Below are 2,449 nucleotides of genomic sequence, written 5' to 3'. Positions count from 1 at the left end.
TGAATTCCAGCCCGTTGACAGCAGGGACGGTGGCGCCGGGATACACCTTTACCAGGTTCTCCACCCGAAGGACGGTATTGTTACCCTCTTTAATAACACACCCCATACAGTCAGACTCCTCCCCCGGCGGGGGGAGGGAATTCCCTACCTTACGACTGCCGCAAGCTCGCGGAACAGCGCGTGCTCCTCATCGGCGCAGCGGCGCAGAAGGTTTGCCAGGTCTCCGAAGCTCTCCCCTTCCTGGGCTCTCCCTTTACAGTGCCGGGCACCGGCGACAGCAAACTCTCGCCATAGATCACCTACCGCCGTCATCCGATGTGACAGGTCCACCAAGCGCTTGTCTCCCATTACCTCGGCCGCCTCCTGCAAAAACGCCGCGAAGATGAAGCGGAAACCTCCGCCGCCGGTGCCGATCTCCTCCTGCATCCGGATCACGTTCCCCAGATAATGAACGGCCTTCCGCTCTCCCAGCCTGGCCGGCCAGCGCTCGACCTGCCCGGCCAGATGCCTGATGCCGCGGGTTCCAATGAGCGGGAATGGCACCGACACCATCAGCCTGCAGACCTCGCGGATTCCCTGCCTGATTGCCGGGCCCAGGTCCAACTCCTTCGGGACGCTGGTGATGAGGTACATCTTTCCCTTCGGTGCCAGCGCCCCCCGGGCAAACCGCGCACGTTCCAGATCGGCAGCAGGGCAGAGAACCGGAGTACCGAGAACGGGGTCGCTGATCAGGTAGTCATCCCCCTTCTTGCCATAGGCGACCAGGTTGTGGGCGTTGAAGTGGAAGCGCAGCGCGGGCGGGAAGTACGGAAGCCAGTAGACCCCGGTCTGCATCCCGACCGGTACACCCTGGGCAAGGTAGTCATCCAGATCCGCCATCGCCGCTCGCTGGTCTTTAAAGGTCTTATGTTCGACCCCGATGCCGAGGCGCTTTGTTACCCGCTTAAAAATGCTCCCCGGGGTAGTGCGGAAGGTGGTAAGGGGGAGACCGTAGATTTTTATAAACGGGAGGTAGGCGAAAAAAAGTCCTCCCCCGATCCCGAAAGCCATCGCCTCGGAAATAGGAAAACCGTGGTAGGTGAGCAGGTTGGCAATAACCCCACTCTCGCAATGGGCAGTCTGGCGGTGAGGGAATACGTGATTCAATATGCTTCCTTTCAGATATTCCCCCTCCCCCGGAGGGAGGGGGCGAGGGGGTGGGGGAACCTTTAATGATTGCTGCAGTGGCACGTTACATTGAACCCGTTCTCTCGGTGTCATCCCCGAGTGCTGTCATCGGGGATCCAGAAGGGCTGGATCCCGCCTGCACCAGCGGGAATGACGTCAGCAAGCGGGAACCGTGCAAAGCTCCTCTACGGTTACCTTCAGAACGGTGGCATACCGCTCGAGAAGCTTGGGCGCGAGCTTCTGGAACGGCCCCGGCTTCATGTGCCTGCGCACCCGCCATGCGAAAACCCCGGCATAGCTGGCGAGGAGCTTGGCGTCCATGTGGTGCCGGACCATGTGGTAGGCGAGGGGGCTGACTTCTCCGGCCCGCACCCGTGCGGCGACGGCCGCCACCCCGGCATTTATCGCTTCCCAGGCCTGCTGGTTGGCGACGTTGACCGGTTCCCAACCAGCCGTTGGGGCGACCACATAACTGCCGGCTTTATCGACCGCATAGCAGACGGCTCTCTTTCCTTCAAAAAGTGCGTCGTCCTGGGGGACTTCATTTTCTTGCATCGTCGCTTCCCGTGCCTTCTCTATGACTTTGCCGGAGGCTTCCGACCTTGCCCCCATCCGGCCGGCAGATCTCATTCACCCCCTCCCCTTGAGGGAGGGGGCAGGGGGGTGGGGGAGGCCGCCACGGAGGAACGAAGTTAGCCCTTTAACTACAACGGCAAATCCCCCCTGTCCCCCCTTTGACAAGGGGGGGACGCGCGGGCTCTTTCTCGCTAAAAATGTGATGCCGCGGGTCTTGCCGTCAGCTAGAAAAACCGCCCTATCTGCAACTCGACGGAGTTGACGCCGCGGTTTTCATGATAGATCCCGCCGTTTGAGAGATGATGCAGGCGGATGGCGGCAAAAGCATTCTTACCGTCCCGCTGCGGGAGCTCGCAACCCACTCCTAGGAGCGGGTTGAAGTTGAAGTGCAATCCCTGGCCAGGGACCCTGAACTCGGTGTATATCACGCCGATCCCGCCCTCGACATACGGCCGAAGTCTTTGCCCTGCGCGCAGCCCCGGATAGTAGAGGGCCAGCATGTTGGCAGAGGCCATGAAATCGTTTTCAGGCGACATGGTGCTGCCGACGGCGCCTTCGACCTTGAAGCGGAGGGCCTTCGGGCGATCCTGGCGCCAAACGGTGCCGTAGTCATAAACGGCGGAAAATCTGGCCATCATGAAGCTGATGTCACGCCTCGGGTCGAAGGCGTAGCCATACTCCGCCGACAGGGCGTACTGGTTCGGCA

3 protein-coding genes are annotated in these 2,449 nt (G+C 61.0%); all 3 read right to left on the bottom strand.

Annotated features, from left to right (window positions below):
• Positions 1 to 144 precede the first annotated feature (144 nt).
• The gene (gene darH / locus AC11W3_RS02875; protein ID WP_484092455.1) at positions 145 to 1,146 is read right to left on the bottom strand and encodes a BtrH-related acyltransferase DarH; all 1,002 of its coding nucleotides are present in this window, start codon (positions 1,144 to 1,146) and stop codon (positions 145 to 147) included.
• 177 nt (positions 1,147 to 1,323) lie between these two features.
• Positions 1,324 to 1,722, bottom strand: coding sequence for a DarG family dialkylresorcinol biosynthesis protein (locus AC11W3_RS02870; RefSeq protein ID WP_484089553.1), 399 nt, complete (start codon positions 1,720 to 1,722; stop codon positions 1,324 to 1,326).
• A 245-nt stretch (positions 1,723 to 1,967) separates the two neighbouring features.
• On the bottom strand, positions 1,968 to 2,449 hold a 482-nt coding region (locus AC11W3_RS02865; RefSeq protein WP_484092454.1), incomplete at its 5' end, for an acyloxyacyl hydrolase.

Source organism: Geomonas sp., assembly GCF_056994735.1.
Note: the sequence above shows the minus strand (reverse complement) of the source record. Positions and strands in the feature narration are given on the sequence as shown.

What these genes read in the sequence shown, in the direction of transcription:
- AC11W3_RS02870 (WP_484089553.1), bottom strand. Translation starts at nt 1,722, where the DNA reads ATGCAAGAAAATGAAGTCCCCCAGGACGACGCACTTTTTGAAGGAAAG.